The sequence below is a fragment of the Streptomyces sp. JLSY215 genome (assembly GCF_059682825.1).
In genome coordinates, this window is record NZ_CM185022.1 from 8,765,910 (window position 1) to 8,788,435 (window position 22,526).

Consider the following 22,526-nt stretch of genomic DNA (forward strand, 5'->3'; position numbering starts at 1 on the left):
TGTGGCATCTGAAGTACCCGCTGATGACCTGTAGCCGCCGAAGTCACTCCTGGCTCGGCGTCGGCGTACTTCGCCGAGTCGTCGGCCTGCCCCGAGACCTTCTGGCTCACTCTCTCGGCATCCGGGCCCACTCCGCGCTGACCTGGGTGGTCCCGCCACTCAGGTCTCACCCGCGCCGATGCCTGCTGCCGTGGAGCTGTCGAACGGCAGCCGCACTGCCGCTCCGCCGGGGATACTGCTGTGCATGCCGATCGAGGATGACGTGTGTCGAGCGCATTGATGGCGGCCATGCGGATATGCGGGATTGTTGGCTTTCTTGCTGCGGCTGCTGCATGTGCCTGGCTGCTGGGAGCATTTGCTCTCCCTCCGCCCTATCCCTGGCCGCTGGTGTGGGGCGGCGTCGCAGCGGTGTGTGCCGTTGTACGTGCAGCTGCTGCGTGGGCCGCACGATCTGCGAACCCGCAGGTCCCGTTGACCAAGCCGACAGCGGCGTCGCAGTACGGTCGGCCCGTGCCGGACCTCTCCCTCAGCAGCTCTCCGGGCTGGGTGCAGGCCCGCACCTGTGCGATGTGGGTGCTGGTGCCCTTCGCCGCCGGCGCGCTCATCGTGCCGGTCCTGTCCGGCTTCCCCGGTCCCAAGGTCACCGCCCTGCAGAAGGCCGGCGCGACGGTCAGCAACGCCACCATCGCCGACCAACCCACGGCGCTGGAGAGGGACCTGAGTGAGGATGTCGTCCGGGGTTATTACGCGGACCTTGTCCTGTCGCTACCGAACGGCCCTGGCAGGCTGTCCGTGAAGGGTGCCTATACCCGTGACAGGCCGCGTGAAGGTGCCGCCGTCGAGGTTCTGTGGGCGCCGGGTGCCCCACAGCTCGGTGGTGTCGTGCACGCACACCAGGACCTGCACCTGTTCGTGCACCCGCGATGGCAGGCATTCGGCGATTCGGCACGTGGACGTGGCGCGCTCTTCGGTTTCATCGCCGTCGCCCTGGTCGGGGTCCTCATGGGAACCGTCCTCACCTTCACTTCGGGCACCGAGGCCTTGCAGAGGCTGGCCCGGTCGCCGCTCACCCAGACGGTGCGGTCCGTGACGACCGTCGGCCTCTACCTGGCCTGGCTGCCGATCCTTACAGCGAGCAAGCCCTTACGAACGACGGACTTGCTCGCCTCAGGCAGCTTCCTGATCATCCTGCTCGTCTACTGCTTCACTTCCGCGCGTGCAGTGGGCAAGGGGTGAACGGCTGGCCTGGCGGACGGCGGCAGTCGGACCTGACGACGGGGAACACCGTCCTCGTCTCCGAGGACCCGGCCTGATCCACATGAAAGGTCCTGGCTCCATGCCCTACCTCATACCTCTGGTCGTCGTGATCGTCCTCAACACGGCCGACTGCACCATCACGCGCGCGGCCCTCCGCCGGCACAGCGGCCGCGCGGACGGCTTCCTCCTCGTCCACCAACTCACCAGCACCTTGCTCACCGCCCCCCTTCGCCGCCCTCGTCCTTCTCGGCTCTGACCACCTCAAGAGCCCCCTTCAACGGTGCTGGTCTGCTCTTCGCCCTCGCGACAATCACCTGCTGGATCGTCTACTCGGTCAGCTCGTCCCGCAGTTCCGCCCGCCTCGAGCTGAAGACTGGCGTCCTGCAAAAAGTCGGCATCGTGCACCGCCTGCTCGGGCTCGTCAGCCGGCCTCGGTCAGAGCGTGGATCGTGGCATGCCGGGCCCTGGTGCGGTCGGCGGAGCGGCTGCTGGTGATCCACGGCGAGGTCGCGGATTCGGTTGCCGGAACGGGTCCGGCCTCCGCTTGCGGGGCGGTGGGCACGAGGACATGCAGGAGCGGCGGTGCTGGGACACAATTCGCTCGGCAGCTGGACTACGACCTTCACCAATCCTCACCTCTGCGCGGCCATCGTCGACCGCCTCAGAGGTTGAAGAACAAACTCAGCGCCAGTCGAAGGCCTTCACCGGCGGTGTGCCGGGTCCGCTTTTCTTGCTGACCCAGAGCATCCGGCTGCCGTGCCAGTGCATCGTGTACGGCTCGTCGCCTGTCACCCGCAAGCGGCGCCGTGCCACCTCACGGCCGTCGGCGGGGTTGAGCACATGCACCCGGCACCACCACGAGAGGCGCCCCTCAGTGTCATCTTCGAAGTAGCGTAGTGCGATGACATGACCACGTTGGCAGGCCAGCGCATCGATGCCCCAGCCGTCGCCCCACGTCCACAGGTGCCGGCCGGTCGACAGAGAGAAGCCGGCGAGATGGGAAAGATGGGCGTACTTCGACGGGTCGACGAACGTCATGAGCGTGTCCCCGCTCCATGTGACCCAGCGGCGTTCGTCGGCGAGGATCCGGGAGAAATACGGGGCCATCCTGCCGCGATCGTCATCCAGTGAGATCTCCGTGGCGATGTCCCCGTCGGCAGTCAGCCGCAGTACGGCGTTCGGGTCTCGACGGCCCTCGCCCTCTGCGGCGAGCAGCAGGGGACGCGCGGCAAGGATCCGTACCTGCCTGACGGGTCCGTCGAAGGGGAGCATCTTCGTCCAGCGCACTGTGCCGTCGTCGGCGGCGACCAACTTCACGGTGGCAGTGCCCGCACGCCGGGTGACCAGAACGAGCCGATCGCCTCCGGCCCCGATCCGGACCTCGTCGGCGCGGCCGTGCGGGACGGTCCACGCCGGCCGGCCCGTGCGGATGTCCAGGGCGACGACTTGGGCTCCCGTGGCAACCATCGCTCGCTCCCCGGACAGGCCGACGGTGCCGGGCCTGAGACCCGAGTCGCTGTACTGGAGCTCGTCGAGGCCTTGCCGGGACGACCACAGAGTCTTGCCCGACGTCGTATCGAGGGCGGTGACCACAGCCGCCTCCCGACAGCCGATGGTGTCCGGCCAATGGACCACGACCCCGACACCCTCCACCACCTCGTCGGACATAGCCCCCAGCACGTCACGGCCGGGCACGCCCCAGGCCCATCGCTGCTCGCCGGTCTCGATATCGAAGGCCCGCAGCCGATCGAAGGCAGCCCTGATGACGAGCCCGTCGTGAAACCAGGTGCCCAGCGCCTCGGCTCCGGCGCGAGCGTCACCCCGGGCCTCCCACGCCGGTTTCAGCGCACGCAGCCGTCGCTTCGGAAGCCACACCGATCCCGGCACTTTGGTCTCATACATGCGTTCCCCACCCCAGAAGAACCGACGACGAGGCAAGCGTAAGCGGATACCGATCAGCGAAGCGCCCATTGCACACACGGACCTGAGCGCGAGCGCATTGCCACGCGCCCGTGAGCGTCCGGGCCCCGGAGGCAGCCCGCAGAGTGCGAGATCCCACGTGTACCGCTGCGCCACGACCGCGCCGTCATCGCCGCCCGCTCCCTGTCCGGCCCGGCCGCGCGTCAGCCGACCGCGATGCCCGGGCAACTGCCCCTCGTCGCCCAGGAGCAGGAGCAAGCATGGAGGTCAGGACATGCTGCCCCGGCACACCGTCCCCGGGGCCGGGGTGCGGCCCGTGCGGAGGTATTGGTCGACCGCCTCCGTGACGCAGCGGTTCTGCGGGTATGTGCCGTGGCCCTCCTCCTCGGCCGTCAGGAGCACGCCGACACCGTCGCCCAGGGCGCGGGCCATGTGGCGGGCGCCGGGGTATGGGGTGATCGGGTCGCCGGTGCCGCCGACCACTAGGACGGGGGCCGCGCCGTCGGCGTTCACCTGGGGCGTGGCGCGCTCGCCGTCGAACGGCCAGTCGTAACAGAAGTAGACGCCGGGGGACCAGGCCGCACCGAAGACGGGTGAGGCGGCTTTGACGCGGGCCCCGGCCCTGTCGAGGCGTTCGAAGCCGGGGCGCAGGCTGGAGTCCGCGCAGGTGATCGCCCTCTGGGCGGCGGGGCTGCTGTCGCGCGGGGTCGCCGCGCGGTCGGCGGAGCCGATGTCGTCCGCGCCCTTGCTCAGCGGACGGCCGTCGTTGTGGTCGATCAGCGCGGTGAGGGCCTTGGCGAGCGGCGACCAGCCGTCTGTGCCGAGGCGGAGATGGTCGCTGACGGCGTGCGCGAGGCCGTCGGCGTCGAGGTTCCTTCCGCCGCCGGCCGGGGCGGGCTTCTTCTCCAGGCGGTCGGCCAGGCGCGCCATGCGTCGCGCGGCCTCCTCGGTCCCGTCGCCGGTCGGGCAGTGGCGGATACGGGCCGCGCAGTGCGCAGCGAACCGGTCGAACGCCGCCTGGACCGCCTTGACCTGCGACACCTGCTCCTCCTCGAGGTCCTCGGTCGGATCGACGGACGCTTCGAGGACGAGCCGTCCGACGTGCGACGGGTACAGGTGGGCGTAGACCGCGCCGAGCGCCGTTCCGTACGAGACGCCGAAGTAGTGCAGCCGCTCGTCGCCGAGGAGGTAGCGCATCAGGTCGAGGTCGCGCGCGGTGTGCGAGGTGCCGAGGTACGGGAGGAGCGCCCCGGAGTGCTCGGCGCAGGCGTCGGCCCCGTCGTAGCCGGTGTCGTCCGCGGTCTTCCCGCAGCGCACGGGGATGGTCGCGCCAACGCCGCGCGGGTCGAAGGAGACCAGGTCGTAGCGGTCGAGGAGTGGCTTGTACTGGTTGAGGCGTTCGGGCAGTCCGATCACGCCGGACACGCCGGGGCCGCCGAAGTTGAGGACGAGCGAGCCGATGCGCCGGGCGTTCGGGCCGGTGGCCTTGCGGCGGATCAGGGCGACATCGATCGTCCTGCCGTCTGGTTTCCGGTAGTCGAGGGGGGCCTTCATGGCGGCGCAGTCGTAGCCCGTGCGCGCGGTGGGCGGCGAGGTGCAGCGGGACCAGTGCAGGTGCTGGCCGGTGGTGAGCGCGGTGGGCAGACCGGCGGGCGGGTTGCTCGCGGTGAACTCCGTACGCGGCTCCGCACTCCGGCCGCGAGCGTCGCGCTGGAGCCAGGCGCCGACGGCCCCGATCGCGACGAGGACGACCACGGCGATGATGCGAGCACCGACCGAGAGGCCCGGTCTGCGGCTTCGTATCGGATAAGCGTCACTCATCGAAATCCCCGCGCTCCCGCCCCTGGACGCCCGCCCCGTGCCCGCATGCCCGTACCCGTGATCGTCCGATCGTCGAATGAGTGCAGGGTACAAGCCGCCTCCGACAGCACGGCTCGCGAGGGTGCCCAGAAATTTGGACCGCCCCGTGCTCACGCGACTCCTCCTGCGGTCCGGCCCGGCGTGTGCTGGACGCCGGGCTGCTGGGTGTGCGGCGGCGAGGCCGTCACCGGGGCGGGCTGTGGCTGGGGGCCGCGGGCGACGGCGCGCCTGCGGAGGTCCTCGGACACGCCCTAACTTGATCTCCCTGCGGCTGACCCCGCACGAGGGGTGAGGCGTCCCGCCTCCCGGTGTGCCAGGGCCGCCGCCACCAGCCCCGTGAAGAGGGGGTGAGGGCGCGTGGGACGGGAGCGGAGTTCGGGGTGGGCCTGGGTGCCGATCAGGTACGGGTGGACCTCGCGGGGGTACTCCACGTACTCCACCAACTTGTTGTCCGGGGAGGTGCCCGGGAACGCGAGGCCCGCCTTCTTCTCCAGCTCCCTGCGGTAGGAGTTGTTCACCTCGTACCGGTGGCGGTGTCGCTCCTCGACCTGGGCCCGGTCGCCGTAGACGGAGCGGACGATCGACCGTTCGGCGAGTTCCGCCGGATACATCCCCAGCCGCATCGTGCCCCCCATGTCGCCGTCCCCCGCCACGATGTCCAGCTGCTCCGCCATAGTGCAGATCACCGGATCCGTGGCACGGGCCTCGAACTCCGTGGAGTTCGCCCCCGGGATCCCCGCGAGGTTCCGCGCCGCCTCGATCACGATGCACTGCAATCCCAGACACAGCCCCAGCAGCGGAACGCGGTTCTGGCGCGCATAGGTGATCGCACCGATTTTGCCGTCCACTCCTCGCTCCCCGAATCCCCCGGGGATCACCACGGCGTCGGCATCAGCCAACTCCCGGGCCGCGCCTGCCGGAGTGCGGCAGTCGTCCGACGCCACCCACTTGATCCGCGTCCGTGCACGGTTGGCGAACCCACCCGCACGAATCGCCTCGGTGACCGAGAGATACGCATCCGGGAGATCGATGTACTTGCCCACCAGGGCCACCGTCACCTCGTGATCCGGCTCGTGTACCCGGTGCAGCAGATCGTCCCACTGGCGCCAGTTCACATCCCGGAAGGGCAGGTTCAGCCGGCGCACCACATATGCGTCCAGGCCCTCTGCATGCAGGACCTTGGGAATGTCGTAGATCGACTTGGCGTCGATCGCAGCGACCACCGCCGCCTCGTCCACGTCGCACATCAACGAGATCTTGCGTTTGATCGAGGCCGGCACGGCGCGGTCCGCCCGCAGCACAATCGCATCCGGCTGGATTCCGATGCTGCGCAACGCCGCCACCGAGTGCTGGGTCGGCTTCGTCTTCAGCTCACCGGACGGGCTGATGTAAGGCAACAGGGAGATCTGGACCACGAACACGTTGTCCCGGCCCACCTCGTGCCGTACCTGTCGTACCGCCTCCAGGAACGGCAGCGATTCGATATCGCCCACCGTGCCCCCGACCTCGGTGATCACCACGTCCACCGCATCGGTGGCCATGCGCCGGATCCGGCCCTTGATGTCATTGGTGATATGCGGAATTACCTGCACCGTATCGCCCAGGTACTCCCCGCGCCGCTCCTTGGCAATCACCGTCGAGTACACCTGCCCGGTTGTGACGTTGGCCGAGGCATCCAGATTCACATCCAGGAAACGCTCGTAATGTCCGATGTCCAGGTCGGTCTCCGCACCGTCGTCCGTGACGAAGACCTCACCGTGCTGGAACGGGTTCATCGTCCCCGGATCCACATTCAGATACGGATCCAGCTTCTGCATCGTCACCCGCAGCCCGCGCGCCTTGAGCAGAGCGCCCAAGCTGGAGGCCGTGAGCCCCTTGCCCAATGAGGAGGCGACGCCCCCGGTGACGAAGATGTGCTTGGTCGGTTCGGTGTGGCGCACGACTGGTCAGCTCCCTGGACAGGTAGGAAGGGTCTTCAGGCTCTGCTGTCGATGCCGTCGGCCACATTCGGGAACAGGGCCGGGTCTTTGATGACGGAGCCTCTTTTGTAGGCGTGGGCGATGATCTCGGTCTGCACGTCCACGATGTGCGGAATGGTGCCGAGGCGTTCGACGAGGAACCGGTAGAGATTTGTCTCGTGTTCCAGGCACAGCTCCACGAGCAGGTTGTGGCTGCCGGTGACGGCGGCGCAATAGCGGACTTCCGGACATCGGGCGAGGGCGCGGCCCACCTCTTCCAGCCCTTCGGTGCGCACCCGGAGGCCGAGCTGGACCTCAATGGGCCTGCCCAGGTGGGCGGGTTCCACTTCGGTTCGCAGATGGAGCATCTGACGTTCGAGCAACGAGGTCACCCGGCGGCCTGCGGTCGCCACGGAGAAATCCAGTTCTTTCGCGAGTTCGGTCAGTGTGATGCGTGAGTTCCTGATGAGGGCTTCGGCCACTTTCCGATCGGAGGGGCACAGCTCATAGTGGTCCTGAGGCTCGGGAAGTGGCTTGATCGCGCTTGATCGCAGCTGGCTGACTTCTTTCTCCGTGAGAAGTGGAACGTGCCATTCGGCGACTGTCACGAAGGTGCGCATCGTGAGATACGCGCTGAAGCTTTCGAGGTACGGGACGTGCGGCAGGTCCTGGGTCATCAGGGCGTGCAGGCCGGTGTCCCGCGGCGTGATCATCTCGGCCCAGAGGACATCGCTCTGGCCTCCTATCGCCATTACCAGCCGAACGTCCTGACGGTGCGCCAGAAAGGCGGCGACCTTCGTCTGCGCGCCGCGCTCGGCCTGCATCCGTACATGGGTCGAGACGCCCATGTTGCAGCGCAGGGCGTCGTAGATGGCCGTCGGGACGATGATTCTCTCCGCCAGAAGCCGGTGGGTCCGCCTGGCCACGGTGCGTTCGTGCTCCCCGAGAATCCGCCCGATCTCGCCGATGCTGGCCCGCGGATTGACCTGGAGTGCGGCGATGACGCGTCTGTCGAGACTGTCGGTGCCGTCTGATTCTTTCAACATATGGCGATGATTACAAAGTTCTCGCCATCAGGCATAGGCCCATTGTCAGATCCGTTCAGGCCGTGCATGCTTGAGATCACCCGGCGGAGCCCGCCGGGCACATGGCCGTCGGTGCCACGGAGGACCGACGCGTCCGGATGCCATCCCTGGGCTCTGTACCCCGATCCATCGCCCGGTCAACGCGAGGAAATTCTCGGGCACCGCCGTCTTCGGACGGGGTGCATGCTCGATGAGTGGAGAGAACATGCCTGCTGACAACGCCCCCACCGTCTTAGAGGAACAGGCGGCACCTTTCCGGTCCGTACTCGGGAACTTCTGTTCCGGTGTCACGGTCGTCACCGCCATGAGTTCCGAAGGTCCGGTCGGGTTCACCTGTCAGGCGTTCTCCTCCCTTTCCCTGGAGCCACCGCAGGTCGTGCTGTGCGCCAGTCGCACCTCGACCACTTGGCCGTTGATCAGCCGGATCCGGCATTTCTGTATCAACATCCTCGCGGAATACCAGCAGCACCTCAGCGACAACTTCGCCCGTTCCGGAGGGAAGAAGTTCGCCGACGTCCGCTGGGACCACTCGCCGGGCGGATCTCCGTTGCTCGCCGATGCCTCGGCGTGGATCGACTGTGAACTCCACGCGGAATACCCCGGGGGCGATCACGTGATCGCGGTCGCGGACGTCCGCTGGCTCGACGCCGGCCGGGCCGTCCGCCCGCTGCTGTACCACCGCGGTCGATACACCGGTCTCAGCCGTAGCAACGCCGGCTGACCGGTCGCGTCGCCGCCCCGTTCATTCGGAGCGCGCAACCACGTGGCACGCCACCGTTTTGGATTCCGCCTTTCATCGGCCACTCCTATGCCGGTTCCAGGTGCTGCGGATGCTTGAACCGGATTCGTGAAGCGGTTTCCCCTAGCCGATTCCACAGAGATTCCTTCCCGTCGCGCGGGCCCTTTCCGTCCGGCCTCGCGTCGCCCACCAGCCACCCGTCCATCGCCTCGGCATGCCTTGATGCGGCTCCCACAGCTGAGACACCCATGCCGCACGCCGTCGAGGTGCACAGTGGAAATGAGGAGAACTCGCATGTCAGAAACAGCCCTTACGCCTGGCCTGCTGACCGGTCTGGATGTCTTCGTCGGCGGCCCGATCCAGCACGCGATCCTGCCGAACGGCTTTGTCCATCATCTGCAGGACGCCATCCAAACGGCGATCGCCGTGGCCGAGGAGAACGGCGCCAACACCTTCTCCGCCCACCGCGTGGAGGAATTCGGCGCCCAGACCGCGGCGTTCACCCCCGAGCAGGTCTCCGTACGCGACTTCCGCTGGATGCGGAAGTGTGACGTCTTCGTCCCGGTGCTGCCCCTCCTGGAGGACCAGACGCTGCGGCGTACCGACGGCACCCACGTGGAACTCGGCTGGGCCACCGCTCTCGGGCGTCCGATCGTGCTCATCACCAAGCAGCCGTTCGTCGATTCGGCCAGCCACCTCCTCAAGGGGCTGCACAAGGTCGGGGCCGTACGGACCATCGACTTCGATCAGTTCGTCGACAAGCCGAGCCTGCTCGTCGAGGCCGTCCTCGCTGCCACTGAACAGCAGAGGGAAGCCGTCAACGCGGGCTACGCCGCCTGACCGCACCTCCTCAGCCCTCGCTCACCACCGCACGCCCCCGGAGGAACGTGTGTCTGACCTGTCCATATTGGGCATACCCGTTGCCAATCCCGTGATTGTCGGCTCCGGGCTCCTGACGGACCAGGAGCGCAATATCCGCAAGTTACTGGAGACGGGAGCGGGAGCCGTCGTCACCAAGACGATCCACCCGAGTCCGCCCACCGGCCTGGACGAGCGCATCCTCCGGCTCCCGGTGGGGATGCTGAACAGCACGACCTACTCGAAGCGTTCGGTCGGCCACTGGCTGGGGGTGCTGCGCTCGTTCGCCAAGGACGAGCTCCCGGTGATCGCCTCGATCCACGCCGACACTCCGGCGGAGCTGGCCGTCCTGGCCGGGCAGGTGCAGACCACCGGCTGCCGGGCGCTCGAACTCGGCATCTCCTGCCTTAACGAGGAATCCGGCCTTCCGGACGACAACCCGGACCGGGTGTACTCGTACACCTCCGAGGTGCGGTCGTGCACCTCGGTGCCCATTTCGGTCAAACTTGCCATCGGAGAGGGGCTGGAGGACCGGGTGCGGGCCGCCATCGCCGGCGGCGCGGACGCGATCACCGTCAGCGACACCATCTCCGGGGCCGCGGTGGCGCCGGATTCCGGCGAGCTCGAACTCGGTGGCGTGTACGGCTACTCGGGGCCCGGAATCAAGCCGCTGGTGCTCGCGGCCGTCTGGCGGCTGCGCAGTCGGCGGTTCACCCTGCCGATCATGGGCTGCGGCGGGATCACCTCCGGCCGCGATGTCGCCGACTACCTCAAGGTCGGGGCGAACGCGACTCAGGTGTACACCGCCCTGCACACCGACATGTACACCACCCTGGACCGGATCGTCACCGAGACCACACGGATCACGGGCACACCGCAGGAGGCGCTGGCATGACCGCCCCGTCCCCCGGCGCCCGCTCGTACGCGGATCTGACCAGCGCCGAGACGCCCGGCGTCCTGGGTGGCCACACCCTCGTGTGGCCGGTCGGGGCCACCGAGCAGCATGGGCCGCATCTGCCGCTGTCCGTCGACTCCGTGCTCGCCGAGGAGTTCGGCCGCGCGATCGCGGAGGAGCTCGACGGCTTTGTGCTCCCGGTGCAGCCGGTGGCTGCCCGTTCACTGCCGCAGAGCGGTGGGGGGCTGTCCTTCCCCGGCACGCTGCACGTCCATGGCGACACGCTCATCCGCTTTCTGCGCGACGCGCTGCTCTCGCTCGCCGGGCTGCCCTTCGCGCGGCTGCTGGTGGTGAACGGCCACTTCGAGAACGAGCCGTTCATCTTCGAGGCGCTGGACCAGGTATGCCAACAGGGGGCGTTCGACAACAAGGAAGTGCTCGCCTTCAGCTGGTGGAGTCTGGTCCAGGAGCCCTGGCTGCGGGCCGAGGTCCCGGAGTTCCCCGGCTGGCACGCCGAGCACGCCGGGGTCACCGAGACCAGCCTGATGCTGCACCTCCGGCCCGACCTGGTGCGGAAGGCCAGGCCGGGTCACGACCGGCCGCCGCGCAGCGGCATCTACCTGCACCCGATCGACGTGGGCCAGACCACCAACGAGGGCGTGCTGTCGTCCACGCAGGGCTCCAGCGCTGCCCTCGGGGAGAAGCTCTTCCGCCATGTCGTCGCCGAAGCGGTCGGACTCGTCCGGAGCGGTGAGGGCCTGCTGCTCGCCCGTACGAGGCCGGACCGCCGGGGGAACGACACCGCGGTCGCCGCACCGACCGCCACCCATGCCGCACCGGCCGCTGCCATCACGACCGAGGGGACAGAGACACCGTGAGCCGCCCGTTCCATCTCGCCTTCATCTTCAACTTCACCCCGGACGACTGGCAGGGCCCCTTCGGCTCGGGCGGCACGCCGTGGGACGGGAGGTTCCACACCGAGGTCGCCCAGGCGCTGGAACGCGCCTGCTTCGACTACGTCATCATCGAGGACAAGCTGATGGTGCCGGAGAGCTACGGCGGCTCCGCGGCGGCCGTGCTCAAGCAGGCCATGGTGGCGCCCAAGCACGACCCGGTGCCGCTGGCGGTGGCGATGGGGCTGGCGACGCGGAACCTGGGCATCGTGGCCACGTTGTCCACGATGGCGTACCCGCCGTTCATGACGGCCCGGCTCTCCTCCACCATGGACAGCATGCTGGGCGGGCGCTTCGGCTGGAACATCGTCACCAGTGCCGAGGACCTGGCCGCGCAGAACTTCGGCATGGACGTCCTGCCGCCACGCGACGTGCGGTACGAGATGGCCGACGAGTACGTTGACGTGGTCAAGCAGCTCTTCGCGTCCTGGGACAAGGACGCGGTCGTCATCGACCGGGAGAACGGCGTCTACGCGGACCACACCAAGGTCCGCCCGGTCCACTTCAAGGGCAAGCACTTCTCGGTGCGCGGCCCACTGAACACCGTGCCCTCACCGCAGCACCGCCCGGCGTTCGTCCAGGCGGGCGCCTCACCACGGGGCCGTCGGTTCGCAGCCCGCAACGCCGACTCGATCATCGCGATCGGCAGCGGTGTGGAGAGCATGCGGGAGTTCCGCGAGGACGTTCGCCGGCACGCAGTGGAGGCGGGCCGGGACCCCGACGAGATCAAGGTGCTGTTCTGTATCACGCCGACGCTCGGCGAGACCCTTGAGGAGGCCGAGGCCAAGCAGGCGCGGATGGTCGCCTCGCCGCGGTTCACCGAGAACATCCTCGCGCAGATCTCCTCCCTGACGGAGATCGACTTCATGCAGTTCGAGCTGGACGAGCCGCTGCCGCGGAAGCTCACCACCAACGGCGAGCAGGGCTCACTGGACAAGTTCCAGCAGTGGGGGAGTGGCAAGACGCTGCGCCAGCTCGTGGTGGACGGCGCCGGCGGTCTGGTCTCGTCGGTGGAGCTGGTCGGCACACCGGACCAGGTTGCCGACCGGATGGGCGAGATCATGGAGGAGGTGGGCGGCGACGGTTTCATGATCACGACGCCGCTGCTCCGGCTGAACCGGCGCTATATCGCCGAGGTCGCGGACGGTCTGGTACCCGCACTGCAGCGCCGCGGTCTGACCCGCTCGGTGTACCCGCCCGGCCGGACCCTGCGCGAGAACCTTCTGGAGTTCTGACCGAGCGCCCCGGCGGAGCGCCGGCGCACGGCCCGCCACGGCGCCGGCGCTCCACCCGCCCCTCGTCCACCATGGAGGAACCCATGATGCATGCCCCGTCGAGGAAGCGATGACGGACGACCTCGCGCCGGGGCGGCTCGTCCTGGACCCCGCCGCTCAGGACCTGCTCTTCAGGAAGGCGTACACGGCCAGGGACTTCGCCCCGACACCCGTGCCCGAGGAAACCGTCCGGGCCGTCCACGACCTGGTCAAGTACGGGCCGACGGCGTTCAACCAGCAACCGTTGCGCATCGTCCTTGTACGGTCGCCAGAAGCCCGGAAGCGGCTGCTGGGCCATCTGTCGCGAGCCAACCGAGCCCGGTCCGCCACCGCGCCGCTGATCGCGGTCCTCGCCGTCGACCACGAGTTCCACCGCGAACTGCCGGAGCAGTTCCCGGCGATTCCCGACGCCGCGGAGCGGTTCTACGCGGACCTCGGGGCGCGGGAGCGCTCCGCGGCGTTCAACGGCGCCCTGCAGGCCGCGTACTTCCTCATCGGCGTGCGGGCGGCCGGGCTCGCCGCGGGGCCGATGACCGGCCTGGACGCCGAGGGCGTGGCGAAGGACTTCTTCCCGGACGGCGACCACTCCGTGCTCGCCGTGGTCAACATCGGATTCCCGGCGTCCGGCACCGCGCCGCCGCGCGGACCGCGGCTGGACTACCGCGCGGTCTTCTCCACCGCGTGAGCGCCAGTGGCCGCGGCGGGGGCCGGGTCCAGGTCACGCGCCGGCCTGCCGTGGGTGTCCAGGTACCAGCGGCCCCACGTATCCAGCAGCCCCGCGATGGCGTCGAGGCTGCGGCCGGTCTCGGTCAGCGCGTACTCGACCCGGGGCGGCACCTCGCGGTAGACGGTGCGCTCGACCAGCCCGTCGGCCTCCAGCTCGCGCAGCTGCCGGGTCAGCATCCGCTGGGTGATCCGCGGCAGACCGCGCTTCAGCTCGCTGAACCGCTGGGTGCTGCCCAGGAGTTGCTTGAGGATGGCCAGCTTCCAACGGCCGCCGAGGACCTCCATGGCAGCCTCGATCGCACAGTAGTCGGGCATTTCGCCGGCGGCGCTCCGCATTCGTGGCAACCCCCAATGGTATACAGATTGGCACTATGGCACATGAATGACAGTACTTGCCTCAACGGTACCCAGCGCACGAGAGTTCTTCCATGAACAACAGTCAAGCGCCGCACGCTGAGGCGCCATTAGAGGTGCTCCCGCCGTCGGCCGAAATGACCGCGAGGCAGCGCTGGCTGGTGCTGGCCGTGGTCTCCACCAGTCTTCTGCTGTGCGGGATCGACCTGACGGTGCTCCATGCGGTGGTCCCCAGGATGAGTCTGGAGCTGCATCCCAGCGCCACCCAGCTGCTGTGGATCGTGGACATCTATTCGCTCACCCTCGCCTCGCTCCTGGTGACCTGCGGAACGCTGGGCGACCGGATCGGGCGCAAGAAGATGGTCCTCAGTGGCTTCGCGCTGTTCGGGCTGGCCTCCGCCGCCGCCGGCTTCTCCTCGTCCACCCCGGAGCTGATCGTCTCGCGTGTGGTGCTGGGCATCGGCGCCGCGATGATCATGGCGTCCACCGTGGCGATCATCCGGGTCGTGTTCACCGACGACCGCGAGCGGGCCATCGCGATCGGTGTCTGGACGGCCGCGCACAGTGTGGGCGCGACCCTCGGTCCGCTCGTGGGCGGGCTGGTCGCCGAGCGGTGGGGCTGGGGCGCCGCGTTCCTCATCAACGTACCGATCGCCCTGGCCATCCTTGTGATCGGTGCCCGCGTCATCCCCGAGTCGCGCAACCCCCGCCCCCGGCAGTGGGACCTCGCCAGTGTGGCGCTGTCCGTCGCGGGCCTGGCCGGCGTGGTCTTCGCGCTCAAACAGGGCGGCGAGCACGCCGGCGTCAGCACGACGATCGTCCTCACGGCGGTGGGCGGGGCGGCCCTGCTCCACCTCTTCGTCCGTCGCCAACGTCGGCTCGCCGAACCGTTGCTGGACTTCTCGCTCTTCGCCGACCGCCGCTTCTCCACCGCCACCGTGTGCGTCATCGGCTGCTTCGGCAGCTACGTCGCGCTGCTGTTCTTCCTCACCCAGTGGCTGCAGCAGGTGGGCGGCTTCTCGCCGGTCCGCGCGGGCCTGGCCCTGATGCCGCTTGCCGCGGCCAACGCCGTCGGTGCCACGACTGCACCCTGGGTCTCGGCCCGCTGGGGCAACCGGTGGGCGCTGAGCGGGGCGCTGGGCCTCTTCGCCGCGGCCATGGCGCTCCTGGCGCTGGTGGGCGACACGGGAGCGTACGGCGTGCTCATCGCGCCCCTCGTGGCCGCCGGGTACGGAGCGGGGATCGTGATGACCCTGGGCGCGGACTCCATCATGGCCGCGGCCGACCCGGACCGCTCGGGCGAGGCCGCCGCCATCCAGGAGACCTCCTTCGAGCTCGGCGCAGGACTCGGCGTCGCGGTCCTCGGCACTGTGCTGATCGCCAGTTACCGGCTCACTCTGCCCGCTGTCCCCGGCTTGGGCGCGGCGGACCGCGATGCGGTGAAGGAGTCGTTCCCCTCCGCCGAGACGGTCGCTGACAAGCTGGACACCTCGACCGCCACCCGGGTACTCGACGCAGCCAGAACCGCCTACGACCGTGGCTTCACCACGGTCACCACCTGCGCCGCGGTGGTCCTGCTCATCACGGCGGCCCTGGCGGCCACGCTGCTGCGGCCGCGTTCCACCGACAGCTGACGAAGGACGGCCGGGGGCCACCGTCCGCCTCATGCGTCTCTCTCATGGATTCGGACGACCTCCGGCTGGTGCAGAGAGTGCGTCAAGGTGGCTCTGTCGATGTCGAAGAGCAGCGTTTCTTGATGAGTTCCGGTTCTGGTCCATTTTCTGTGGAGTTGAGCTGTGCCTGTTCATGACCGCATCAGCTCAACGCTCTGACCTTCTGGTTCCTCCGCGTTCGCCGACCCCGTCTGCTGCGCGTCGGGCGGCATCACAGAAATTGATCCAGAACCTGAGAACGGGAGGCACTCGCCAGCACCCGGCAACGGACCGGGGCCGACTGTCACCTACGCTCGTAGCCAGCGCATTTACCCTGAGCTCCGGACTGCCGGTGGACGGCGTCGCTCAGGTCACCCACAAGCCGCTGCCCGGACCGTGAACATTCGGCGAGGACACCGCCTCCCGAACTGCCCGAGAAACGCTGCTCTTCGTCATCGACAGAACCAGACGTTGTTCATCCTGATCCTCACGGCCTGCAGCGCCGCGGTAACCCTGCTCACCGGTCATCCGCGGCTTCTCCATGGACCGTGTCGGGTTCGAGCGGCTGCGGCCGGGCGAGGGAATTGCGGTAGCGGGCGCGCAGGATGCCGTCGGTGAGATAGATCGCCCGTCCGTCGGGGAAGATGTCGACGAGTTTGCCGGTGAAATCGGTGTCTGCCGCTGACAACCCTCATATGCAATTCGAGGGATATGTGGCCGGTGACCTCAACCGGGTTTTCGAGCACCGGTGTGGAGAAGCACAGCACGTCGTCGCGGGCTTCGACCGGTCGTTGGTCGACCGGTCCGACCGCGTGAACGCGCTGGGTGCGACCAGTCGGCCGCCCAGGCTGGGCACCAGGTCCGCCGAGTCGTAGACGAAGGTCTTGGCAACGTCGGAGCCAGGTTCTCCGGTACTGAGGACGCCGTCGCCGTAACGACGACCTCGAACGCATCCCCGCCTGGCTCGACAGCCTGCTTGCCGACCGGCCCCGCACCACGGCCGCCTCGTACGCCCTTTCACCACCTGGGTACTACTGCGACGAGCCCACCGCCAAGCCGACGACCGCCTCCACACCACCTCGGCGGCCCAGCGCATCCGCCGCCGCGTCCGCCAGGCGTTGCACCTGCTGGACTGGCTCGACGCCCACCATCTCGAACCGGCAACGCTGGACCAGGACCGACTCGACACCTGGATCAGCGCCAACCGCTCGCACTACGAGGCCAAGCAGTTCCTCCACTGGGCTGCCCAGCACGGCCTCACCGATCCCTTCACCATCGTCACCCCACCCACCGCGATGGCCGCCCCTGTCTCGCCGCAGCAGACCGCTGGCACCAACTCCGCCGTTGCCTCACCGACACCGCGCTCCCACTCGAAGTCCGCGTCACCGGGGCCCTCGTCCTTCTTTACGGCATCCCCGGCGAACGTCTGCGGCACCTGACCACCGACCAGATACACGGCACCTCAGATACGATGTTCCTCCAGCTCGGAACTGCACGGCTGTGGATTGCGCCCAGCCTGGCTGAACTCCTTCACCAACTCGCCAAGGCACCCCGTCAGCGCTCCAATCTCTCCCGTCGCCTGGCCAACCAGATTCCGTGGCTGTTCCCCGGCGTGCTGCCCGGTCATCCCCTCAGCCGCAAGGCGTTCAACGACCAGCTCGTGCGCCACGGCATCCAGGCCAGGCCGGCTCGGACAGCAGCCCTCATCGCCCTCGCTGCCGAACTGCCGCCGGTCCTGGCCGAGCTGCTTGATCTCCACATTCACACCGCACTCAAGTGGGCCCACCATGCTCAGCGTGACTGCAGCGCCCATCTCACCGTCCGCATCACCGACCGTGATGGGGGTGGATGAACCCCCGTATCAGCCACCGGAATAGACGCAAGGACTTGCCATGAAGCGGTTTATCCTCACCGGCACACCCGGCGCAGGGAAGACATCCATCCTTCGGCAGCTGCAACAGCAAGGGTTCGACGTCGTCGATGAGGCAGCGACTGCGATCATCGCGCGCGAGCAAGCTGACGGCGATGCCGAGCCCTGGACCCAGGCAGGCTTCGTGGAGAAAGTGGCCGTCCTGCAGCGCCAGCGACAATTGCAGTCCGCATCCAACGACGTGACCCTCCAGATCTACGACAGGTCTCCGATCTGCACTCACGCCCTCAGCACCTACCTCGGACGCCCCGTCCCAGCGGCGCTGTCCGCCGAGATCGACAGGATCATCAGGGAGAGGGTGTACGAGCAGCTGGTCTTCTTCATCCGCAACATCGGGTTCTGCGAGTCCACCGCTGCCCGACGGATCAGCTTTCAGGAGTCGCTGGCCTTCGAGCGGATCCACGAACGGAGCTATCGGCAGTTCGGCTACGAACTCGTCGACGTCCCGGCCGGTCCAGTGGCCAACCGCGCGGCGGTGATCGCAGACACCATCTCGCAGCTCACGTGATGCGTGTTGCCAGCGCCAGCCCCAACACTGGCTTGGGGCCGGCAGAGGGCAAGCCTGCGAAGTGGCGTGGTTGTCCCGTGCGCGGGAGAAAGGTGCGCCGTTTGTTGGCGAAGGCAGCGGACGGCGCGGATTCAGCGACGCGCGGGAAACGCTCGTCACACGATGGAGCGTGCGATGCGGAACCCTACGTCGTCGACCTGGAATGTCGGGTGGCTGCGGCGCCGCGCAGAGGCCCGGCAACTCCAGTGCTCATCGAACCAGCCACCGCCACGGAGTACCCGGTAGGTGCCGTAGACCTCTGGATCGTAGACGTCCCAGCACCAGTCCCAGACGTTGCCCAGCATGTCGTAAAGACCCCATGGATTGGGGTGTTTGCCGCCCACGGCGTGGATGCTCGCCTGCGAGTTCCCGCGATACCAGGCGATCTCGTCGAGCGGCGCGTACTGCGGCCCGGTCGTACCGGCACGGCAGGCGTGCTCCCACTCGGCTTCGGTCGGCAGCCGGTACCCGTCAGCAGACGCATCCCACTCGATACCTTCGCCGTCGGCACGGAAGTCGTACGCCGGCGTGAAACCCTCGCACTGGGACAGGGCGTTGCAGAATCGCGCCGCGTCCCACCAAGAAACGCACTCGACGGGCAACTGGTCCCCATGAGCGGTACTCGGCCGCTGACCTGTGATCTGTGCGTACAGCGCCTGGGTGACCGGGAATGCCGCGAGCTGATAGGGCGCAAGCTCGACCGACCAACTGCGCTGCGTCCGCCGGTCCGACAGCGTCACCTGCCCCGGCGGGATGGCGATCATCTCGTTCCCTGCCATCACGTCCATGATCAGGACATCCTAACGAGACCCGCCAGCGTGAAACGGCAAAGCCGAACGGCCAAACTGCTGTTCCAGATCTTCACCGAGCGGGAGGAACGCAAGGCGACGGCGGTCGCTACGAACTCCCCGTTCAACGAGTGGGACTCGATCCTCAACGAGTCGGGTCTGCGCGGCCATCGACGACCGGATTACCTTCCACTGCACGCTGTTCCAGACCGGCACCGACTCCTACCGGTTTCAGGCCGCCGAGGACGAACGCGACACCAAGGAGACCCCGTGAGTTTGTCCTCGAACGGTCCCTTCACTTCAGCAGGGCAGCCGTGAACGTCTTGCGATGGTCCACCAGCCACGTCTGCATACGGTCCCAACGTTCCCATCCACCACGCTCGGCCAACGCCTGGAGATAGACAGGGTCACCGTCGGCCACGCGGCGGGCGACGAAGGCTCGGCAGACCTCCGTGGCCTGCTCGACAACGCCGGGCAACTCAGCGCGGTCCCCCGCCGAGAGGCCATAGCCGTCGGCAAGGATCCGCAGCCGTGCGGGCGCATCCAGCCCGGAGGGGTAGAGGGCAGCCGCGGATTCGGGATCGAGCATGGGCACCCAATAGCGTGCGGTCATGGCGACGTCCCAGAGGAGGCGGCCCGGGGCCGCCAAGTCGAAATCGATCAGGGCAGCGGCACGACCGTCGCGGAAGACGACGTTCTCCGGGCACACGTCGTTGTGGCACAGCATCGTTCCCCCCTCCGGATCGGCCAGGTCCCGAGGCCATTCGGCATGGGTTTCGACCGCCACGGCCGCGCTGGTCTCATGCAAGCGCCGCAGCAGGCTCCCCACCGATTCGAGGGCAGACTTCGTCATCGCCCAGTCCGGGAACGGCGGCAGAGCCACGTCGCCTGGGATGAACGTCAGCTGCTCGCGGCCCTCCGCGGTGAGACCGACAGGGGCAGGCGCCGCGTCGAAACCGTGCTCCTTCAGCGCGAGGAGATGGGCATGCAGGGCGCGCGCGTTGCGCGGCGCCGGGCGCTCAACCAGCGCACCCCGGCGGAAGACCGCCCCCGCGTTCACCATCCCACCGACCAGCGCCTCGCCCTCAGCCGTCATGACGATCACGCTACCGCCGGATCGCCCCCATGCGGGCCGATCCGCGAACTCGGCGCGAACAAGCGGGCAAGGGAGAGCGGCGCAGGGACCGGCGAGCGTGAAGATCACGGGCGGCGGCGAGGCGGGAGCCGCGACTGCCGCAGGCACGTTGAGTGAGCGCCGCGGGCGGAGTGCCTTGAGGTGGCGTCAATGCTGTTGGTGCGGCGTGTGTGATAGCGCGTGTGACGGGAGAGCCCCGCCGAAATGTGGACTGGGTTTCGTCGTGTGGTGCGCTGCGCCGGCATGCAGCCTTCGTCGCGGGCGTCGTTGTCGCTGAGCCGGTGGCCTGGGCGGCTCGTTGTCCGGGTCGATCGCCCCGCCCACCTCGGGCACCCACAGCGGCACGCCGTAGTGCACGAACAGCGGGAGTTGTTGCCGAACTGGGCGCCGTAGAAGGCCCGCTGGGGGCGTCGGCAGGGCCCGGGTGCGGCCCGGCTGCCAGTGCCGGGACGCCTCGGGGTTGCCGGTGCCGGCGGCCCAGAGAACTCCCGTTATCACAGGTCACAAGGCACGTCTTCTTCGTCAAGGAACCCGTAGGCGGTCACCGATCGGTGGGTCCATCCTCAAAGCTTGGGCACAAGTTGCACACATCCCCTCTACAAACTGGTCGCGGTGGTCTAGATTGACCGTGCTTCAGCTGGTCGGTCACGAGGCGACCAATATTGATCTAAATGATCTATAGGTCCGGCGCTACGGACAGCCAGCAGTCGCGTCCTCGGCGTCAGACGTGGGGGTGATCAATTCTTGGGGCCCGAGAGGGGCCATGGGTGCGGGGAGCACCCGAGGTTTCGACGGGTTCCCGCGCACCTCGAGCGTCTGGCAGCACGTGCAAGTCCGCTGCCGCCAGGGTGGGTTGTTCAACTAGCGCTGAGATAGCCGCGATGTCGTGCGCGGGGGGCAGGGGCCTTCCGAGCAGAGGAACAGCGCGGCGCGGGGGGCGGGGGCCTCCCGAGGGGTGGAACAGTGCGGGGGGCGGGGGCCTCCCGGGGGGAGGAACCGTGTTGAGCGAACACGTCGAGCCCGCTGGCGACCTGGGGGGGTCTGTGCAGCGGGGGGAATTGGTCAGCCTGCTTCCATCGGCGCGCGGGCGTCTGGAGAACGGGGCAATCAGCCGGCCCGCGATCGACTGGGAGCAGCGGTACCGCCGTGCCGTGATCACCAGCGATACCGTGGCCACCGCCTTCGTGGTGGCGGCGATCGGCGGCTTCTTCGGGGTCCGGGACGCGGCCAACTGGCACGAGAAGTGGAGGATTCTCGCCTTCGGCACCGAGCTGCTGGTGCTGGGAGCGCTTGCGGTGAGCCGGTCGTGGGCTCCGGCCGTGCTCGGCCAGGGCGCCGAGGAATTCCGCCGGCTCGGACGCTCACTGTTCACGGCGGCCGTCGTACTGGCGCTCGGCGGGATCGCCCTCACCTCGCACAACATCAAGCTCTGGATCTTCGTCGCGATCCCGGCGATCGCGCTCATCACCATGACCGAGCGATATCTGCTGCGCCTCTGGCTCCACAAACAGCGGAAGGAAGGACGGTGCCTGCGCCCGGTGCTCGCTGCTGGGAGCCTGGCCACCGTGCGCGACCTGATCACCCGAACCCGCAAGTTCCCGCACCTCGGCTGGCGGGTGGAGGCGGTGTGCACGGCGGACGGTCTCGGGCTCGACGGTGACCAACTGGACGGAGTGCCGGTCGTCGGCAGACTGGCCGACGTCGCGGGCCACGTCCGCCGCGACGGCTACCGTGTCGTCGCGGTCACACCGCACCCGCACTGGTCACCGGACCGGCTGCAGCGGCTGGCCTGGAACCTCGAAGGCAGCGATGCCGAGATGGTCGTGGCCCCCGTGCTCATGGAGGTGGCCGGCCCGCGGCTGCACGTCGATGCGGTGCTCGGGATCCCGCTGCTGCGGGTCAGCATGCCGACCTTCACCGGGGGCCACCGGGCGGTCAAAGAGGTCGTCGATCGGATGGGCGCGGCGGTCCTGCTGATGCTGTTCGCGCCGCTGATGGTGCTCGTCGGGCTGCTCGTGCTGGCGGACAGTCGGGGTGGGGCGGTCTACCGGCAGCGCAGGGTCGGCAAGGACGGCCGCGAGTTCACCATTTTCAAGTTCCGCACCATGGTCGCCGGAGCCGACGGGGTACGTGCCGAGCTGGCCGACCGCAACGAGGGCGCCGGCCTGCTGTTCAAGCTCCGCCGGGATCCGCGGGTGACCCGGCTGGGAGCGGTGCTGCGCCGGTACTCGATCGACGAGCTCCCGCAGCTTTTCAACGTGCTCACCGGATCGATGTCGCTCGTCGGTCCGCGGCCTCCGTTACCGGAGGAGTCCGCTGCGTACGGCCCGGACATCCGGCGGCGGCTGCTCGTCAAGCCCGGGCTCACCGGTCTGTGGCAGATCAGCGGACGCAGCGACCTGCCGTGGGAGGAGGCGGTCCGCCTCGACCTGCGGTACGTGGAGGACTGGTCGCTCGCCCTGGACGCAGTGATCTTGTGGAAGACGCTGCGTGCGGTGCTCTACGGGCAGGGGGCCTACTGATGCGTGATGCGTGGGGGCGTCGTCTGGTCGGCGCGCGGAGGGCAGGCCAAAAGGGCCTGCCCGGGGGGAGGGA

The 22,526-nt window shown here is 68.4% G+C and carries 23 protein-coding genes; 13 read left to right on the forward strand and 10 right to left on the reverse strand.

The features are described 5' to 3' along the window. Nucleotides 1-510: 510 nt before the first annotated feature. Together AC5677_RS38735 and AC5677_RS38740 are read left to right on the forward strand one after the other, a co-directional pair. Nucleotides 511-1,236, forward strand: a complete 726-nt coding sequence (locus tag AC5677_RS38735; protein ID WP_497192548.1) for a hypothetical protein — start codon at nucleotides 511-513, stop codon at nucleotides 1,234-1,236. A gap of 100 nt (nucleotides 1,237-1,336) precedes the next feature. Then, the gene (locus AC5677_RS38740; RefSeq protein ID WP_497192549.1) at nucleotides 1,337-1,513 is read left to right on the forward strand and encodes a hypothetical protein; all 177 of its coding nucleotides are present in this window, start codon (nucleotides 1,337-1,339) and stop codon (nucleotides 1,511-1,513) included. 425 nt (nucleotides 1,514-1,938) lie between these two features. Here the strand turns inward: AC5677_RS38740 and AC5677_RS38745 are convergent, their stop codons facing one another. From AC5677_RS38745 to AC5677_RS38765, 5 genes are all read right to left on the reverse strand, one after another. Next, nucleotides 1,939-3,228, reverse strand: a complete 1,290-nt coding sequence (locus AC5677_RS38745; protein ID WP_497192550.1) for an outer membrane protein assembly factor BamB family protein — start codon at nucleotides 3,226-3,228, stop codon at nucleotides 1,939-1,941. A 216-nt stretch (nucleotides 3,229-3,444) separates the two neighbouring features. Further along, entirely contained in the window at nucleotides 3,445-4,998 is a 1,554-nt protein-coding gene (locus AC5677_RS38750) for an alpha/beta hydrolase (RefSeq protein WP_497192551.1), read from the reverse strand. Nucleotides 4,999-5,147: 149 nt separating this feature from the next. After that, a complete protein-coding gene (locus AC5677_RS38755; protein WP_497192552.1) occupies nucleotides 5,148-5,285 on the reverse strand; it encodes a hypothetical protein in 138 nt (45 codons plus the stop codon). Between the two features lie 3 nt (nucleotides 5,286-5,288). After that, nucleotides 5,289-6,977, reverse strand: coding sequence for a CTP synthase (gene pyrG, locus AC5677_RS38760; protein ID WP_497192553.1), 1,689 nt, complete (start codon nucleotides 6,975-6,977; stop codon nucleotides 5,289-5,291). A 35-nt stretch (nucleotides 6,978-7,012) separates the two neighbouring features. Further along, entirely contained in the window at nucleotides 7,013-8,041 is a 1,029-nt protein-coding gene (locus AC5677_RS38765) for an Lrp/AsnC family transcriptional regulator (RefSeq protein ID WP_497192554.1), read from the reverse strand. Between the two features lie 244 nt (nucleotides 8,042-8,285). On the opposite strand from AC5677_RS38765, the gene AC5677_RS38770 reads away from it, so the two are divergent. The 6 genes from AC5677_RS38770 (at nucleotide 8,286) to AC5677_RS38795 (ending at nucleotide 13,484) form a co-directional block, all read left to right on the forward strand. Continuing rightward, entirely contained in the window at nucleotides 8,286-8,801 is a 516-nt protein-coding gene (locus AC5677_RS38770) for a flavin reductase family protein (protein WP_497192555.1), read from the forward strand. A gap of 312 nt (nucleotides 8,802-9,113) precedes the next feature. Next, nucleotides 9,114-9,659 (forward strand): nucleoside 2-deoxyribosyltransferase, encoded by a 546-nt coding sequence (locus AC5677_RS38775; RefSeq protein ID WP_497192556.1) that lies wholly within the window; start codon nucleotides 9,114-9,116, stop codon nucleotides 9,657-9,659. Nucleotides 9,660-9,708: 49 nt separating this feature from the next. Then, the gene (locus AC5677_RS38780; RefSeq protein ID WP_497192557.1) at nucleotides 9,709-10,572 is read left to right on the forward strand and encodes a beta/alpha barrel domain-containing protein; all 864 of its coding nucleotides are present in this window, start codon (nucleotides 9,709-9,711) and stop codon (nucleotides 10,570-10,572) included. Continuing rightward, entirely contained in the window at nucleotides 10,569-11,450 is an 882-nt protein-coding gene (locus tag AC5677_RS38785; protein WP_497192558.1) for a creatininase family protein, read from the forward strand. The genes AC5677_RS38780 and AC5677_RS38785 overlap by 4 nt, the downstream gene beginning before the upstream one ends. Continuing rightward, entirely contained in the window at nucleotides 11,447-12,760 is a 1,314-nt protein-coding gene (locus AC5677_RS38790) for an NtaA/DmoA family FMN-dependent monooxygenase (RefSeq protein WP_497192559.1), read from the forward strand. Before AC5677_RS38785 ends, AC5677_RS38790 begins: the two co-directional genes overlap by 4 nt. Nucleotides 12,761-12,869: 109 nt before the next feature. Further along, nucleotides 12,870-13,484 (forward strand): malonic semialdehyde reductase, encoded by a 615-nt coding sequence (locus AC5677_RS38795; RefSeq protein WP_497192560.1) that lies wholly within the window; start codon nucleotides 12,870-12,872, stop codon nucleotides 13,482-13,484. Here the strand turns inward: AC5677_RS38795 and AC5677_RS38800 are convergent. Next, complete coding sequence (locus AC5677_RS38800; protein ID WP_497196916.1) at nucleotides 13,457-13,861, reverse strand: winged helix-turn-helix transcriptional regulator; 405 nt, start codon at nucleotides 13,859-13,861, stop codon at nucleotides 13,457-13,459. The two genes, AC5677_RS38795 and AC5677_RS38800, sit on opposite strands and share 28 nt — an antisense overlap. Before the next feature lie 92 nt (nucleotides 13,862-13,953). Between AC5677_RS38800 and AC5677_RS38805 the strand changes: the two genes are divergently transcribed. Then, the gene (locus AC5677_RS38805) at nucleotides 13,954-15,513 is read left to right on the forward strand and encodes an MFS transporter (RefSeq protein ID WP_497192561.1); all 1,560 of its coding nucleotides are present in this window, start codon (nucleotides 13,954-13,956) and stop codon (nucleotides 15,511-15,513) included. A 384-nt stretch (nucleotides 15,514-15,897) separates the two neighbouring features. Here AC5677_RS38805 and AC5677_RS38810 read toward each other — a convergent pair whose 3' ends face one another. Both AC5677_RS38810 and AC5677_RS38815 read right to left on the reverse strand, forming a co-directional pair. Next, entirely contained in the window at nucleotides 15,898-16,059 is a 162-nt protein-coding gene (locus AC5677_RS38810) for a hypothetical protein (RefSeq protein ID WP_497192562.1), read from the reverse strand. Next, on the reverse strand, nucleotides 16,049-16,219 hold the full coding sequence (locus tag AC5677_RS38815) for a CocE/NonD family hydrolase C-terminal non-catalytic domain-containing protein (RefSeq protein ID WP_497192563.1): 171 nt from the start codon (nucleotides 16,217-16,219) through the stop codon (nucleotides 16,049-16,051). The genes AC5677_RS38810 and AC5677_RS38815 overlap by 11 nt, the downstream gene beginning before the upstream one ends. 430 nt (nucleotides 16,220-16,649) lie before the next feature. Between AC5677_RS38815 and AC5677_RS38820 the strand changes: the two genes are divergently transcribed. Genes AC5677_RS38820 through AC5677_RS38830 form a run of 3 tightly spaced genes read left to right on the forward strand, consistent with a single transcriptional unit; the run spans nucleotide 16,650 to nucleotide 17,969 of the window. Continuing rightward, nucleotides 16,650-16,970, forward strand: coding sequence for a hypothetical protein (locus AC5677_RS38820; protein WP_497192564.1), 321 nt, complete (start codon nucleotides 16,650-16,652; stop codon nucleotides 16,968-16,970). Between the two features lie 32 nt (nucleotides 16,971-17,002). Next, a complete protein-coding gene (locus AC5677_RS38825) occupies nucleotides 17,003-17,383 on the forward strand; it encodes a hypothetical protein (protein ID WP_497192565.1) in 381 nt (126 codons plus the stop codon). A 40-nt stretch (nucleotides 17,384-17,423) separates the two neighbouring features. Beyond that, nucleotides 17,424-17,969 (forward strand): ATP/GTP-binding protein, encoded by a 546-nt coding sequence (locus AC5677_RS38830; RefSeq protein WP_497192566.1) that lies wholly within the window; start codon nucleotides 17,424-17,426, stop codon nucleotides 17,967-17,969. Nucleotides 17,970-18,124: 155 nt separating this feature from the next. Here AC5677_RS38830 and AC5677_RS38835 read toward each other — a convergent pair whose 3' ends face one another. Together AC5677_RS38835 and AC5677_RS38840 are read right to left on the reverse strand one after the other, a co-directional pair. After that, on the reverse strand, nucleotides 18,125-18,796 hold the full coding sequence (locus AC5677_RS38835) for a formylglycine-generating enzyme family protein (RefSeq protein WP_497192567.1): 672 nt from the start codon (nucleotides 18,794-18,796) through the stop codon (nucleotides 18,125-18,127). Nucleotides 18,797-19,091: 295 nt separating this feature from the next. Continuing rightward, nucleotides 19,092-19,892, reverse strand: coding sequence for an aminoglycoside phosphotransferase family protein (locus AC5677_RS38840; RefSeq protein ID WP_497192568.1), 801 nt, complete (start codon nucleotides 19,890-19,892; stop codon nucleotides 19,092-19,094). Between the two features lie 1,082 nt (nucleotides 19,893-20,974). On the opposite strand from AC5677_RS38840, the gene AC5677_RS38845 reads away from it, so the two are divergent. Continuing rightward, entirely contained in the window at nucleotides 20,975-22,453 is a 1,479-nt protein-coding gene (locus AC5677_RS38845) for a sugar transferase (protein WP_497196917.1), read from the forward strand. Nucleotides 22,454-22,526: the final 73 nt, after the last annotated feature.

Bases quoted from the DNA above. Each gene is read 5' to 3' on its own strand.
- AC5677_RS38740 (WP_497192549.1), top strand. From the start codon at position 1,337: ATGCCCTACCTCATACCTCTGGTCGTCGTGATCGTCCTCAACACGGCC.
- AC5677_RS38745 (WP_497192550.1), bottom strand. From the start codon at position 3,228: ATGGGCGCTTCGCTGATCGGTATCCGCTTACGCTTGCCTCGTCGTCGG.
- AC5677_RS38750 (WP_497192551.1), bottom strand. From the start codon at position 4,998: ATGAGTGACGCTTATCCGATACGAAGCCGCAGACCGGGCCTCTCGGTC.
- AC5677_RS38765 (WP_497192554.1), bottom strand. From the start codon at position 8,041: ATGTTGAAAGAATCAGACGGCACCGACAGTCTCGACAGACGCGTCATC.
- AC5677_RS38770 (WP_497192555.1), top strand. From the start codon at position 8,286: ATGCCTGCTGACAACGCCCCCACCGTCTTAGAGGAACAGGCGGCACCT.
- AC5677_RS38775 (WP_497192556.1), top strand. From the start codon at position 9,114: ATGTCAGAAACAGCCCTTACGCCTGGCCTGCTGACCGGTCTGGATGTC.
- AC5677_RS38785 (WP_497192558.1), top strand. From the start codon at position 10,569: ATGACCGCCCCGTCCCCCGGCGCCCGCTCGTACGCGGATCTGACCAGC.
- AC5677_RS38795 (WP_497192560.1), top strand. From the start codon at position 12,870: ATGACGGACGACCTCGCGCCGGGGCGGCTCGTCCTGGACCCCGCCGCT.
- AC5677_RS38800 (WP_497196916.1), bottom strand. From the start codon at position 13,861: ATGCGGAGCGCCGCCGGCGAAATGCCCGACTACTGTGCGATCGAGGCT.
- AC5677_RS38805 (WP_497192561.1), top strand. From the start codon at position 13,954: ATGAACAACAGTCAAGCGCCGCACGCTGAGGCGCCATTAGAGGTGCTC.
- AC5677_RS38810 (WP_497192562.1), bottom strand. From the start codon at position 16,059: ATGACCGGTGAGCAGGGTTACCGCGGCGCTGCAGGCCGTGAGGATCAG.
- AC5677_RS38825 (WP_497192565.1), top strand. From the start codon at position 17,003: ATGTTCCTCCAGCTCGGAACTGCACGGCTGTGGATTGCGCCCAGCCTG.
- AC5677_RS38830 (WP_497192566.1), top strand. From the start codon at position 17,424: ATGAAGCGGTTTATCCTCACCGGCACACCCGGCGCAGGGAAGACATCC.
- AC5677_RS38835 (WP_497192567.1), bottom strand. From the start codon at position 18,796: ATGGACGTGATGGCAGGGAACGAGATGATCGCCATCCCGCCGGGGCAG.
- AC5677_RS38840 (WP_497192568.1), bottom strand. From the start codon at position 19,892: ATGACGGCTGAGGGCGAGGCGCTGGTCGGTGGGATGGTGAACGCGGGG.